This is a genomic window from Corynebacterium sp. HMSC058E07 (assembly GCF_001809885.1).
GTDB classification, from domain to species: Bacteria; Actinomycetota; Actinomycetes; order Mycobacteriales; family Mycobacteriaceae; genus Corynebacterium; species Corynebacterium macclintockiae.
This window is the reverse complement of sequence record NZ_KV799256.1, coordinates 1-1,307: the sequence shown is the minus strand read 5'-3', so window position 1 is coordinate 1,307 and position 1,307 is coordinate 1. Positions and strand designations below refer to the sequence as shown.

General features: G+C 55.3%; 1 protein-coding gene. It reads left to right on the top strand.

Features of this window, described 5'->3' with window-relative positions; genetic code table 11:
• Positions 1-1,307, top strand: a 1,307-nt coding sequence (locus HMPREF2678_RS09955; RefSeq protein ID WP_083303389.1) for a hypothetical protein, incomplete at both ends; no start/stop codon positions are given.

Genomic DNA, 1,307 nt, shown 5'->3' with positions numbered 1-1,307 from the left:
AGCATTAGCTGCAGCTCAGCGCCTCAGCAACTCCGCGATAGGATCGGCTCTTTCAGAACATATTCCTGCCTGGAATTTGGCCGAGTCATTAGGGCTGCTAGCTCTTGCTGTTCGTGAATACTTCACGGGCGCGGTAGTACGGAAACTTACTCGGAAATATGTAAAGGATCTTCGTTCGGATTCTCTGAACACCCAGGAAGTTCTCGGTTGTGGCCGCCTCGCCTATAGTGTGGCGTTTAAAGCTAATGATGACTCTGCAACCACCGCTCCGGTGATCACCCTGCACGTTCAGGAAGATGATCCTCTTTTCACAGCATCTGTGTTGAGGCACATCGTTGACCGGGCACAGGCTTTCGCTAGCGCATGTGGAAGTAGCGTTCATTGCGAGTCGGTATTCCACAACATCATTTTCCACCAGGCGTTCCCTAGCACCGTCCATGAACCGGATGCTGAAGAAACACCAATCATTCTGTACCGAATCCCGCTCAGCGCTGAGCTTCTCCCTGTCCAATCCTTAACGCAGGTGTTGGGTGACAGCGCCGCCCGCACAGCCGATAACGCACTGAGAGAGCCTCCCCAACGGAGTTTGCTAAGTATTCGTCGACTCCCAGATAGCGGAATCATCCGGGTACGCAGCTTCATCCCAGGAACAAGCATCGTCGATCGTGCAATTCACCGCGGCGGCTATCTCGCATCCTCGGAGCTTGTTTCTAAATTGCAACAGGAAAAGGCGATGGCTGATCCTGATTGTCTCGCCGCAGCTGTAACACCGACGCTGATCTGGGAATCTCTCAGCACTTGGAGTCTCGCATCCGACAGCACCGCAGGTTCAGTGTGTTCCGTGCTTAGCGTGCGTGCCAATAGCACCTCCGCTGTGGAAGGTTCCATTCATCAACCACTGCTGACAGTTGAGGTCGATGAGCAGGCGCCACTCGGCACTGTGGCACATGACGTGTGTGATGTTCTCGGTGACCTGGGCATCGATTCCTTTACGGACTTCCCGATTGAGTTACTGTGGCTCGATCCACCGAAAGAGGCCGGCGTCAGCACTTCCTCTCCCAACGCTGCACCCCCACAGGCCACGTCGCTGGAACTCCCCATCTTATGGCCCCGTGCGTTAGGGGCACGATCAATAGCTGTCACAAATCAGGCACTCGCGCTCGCCGCCGTTCGCCGTGCTCTGCGCCACTGTTGCACCAAAGGCCTGTCATGGATCGGGGTAGCTCATGCTAGAAAAACCTCTGCCTGTGGAAGGCATCTGATTAGGGTGGCGGTCGCGTTCGAGTCTGAATACGCAGACAGAGTGG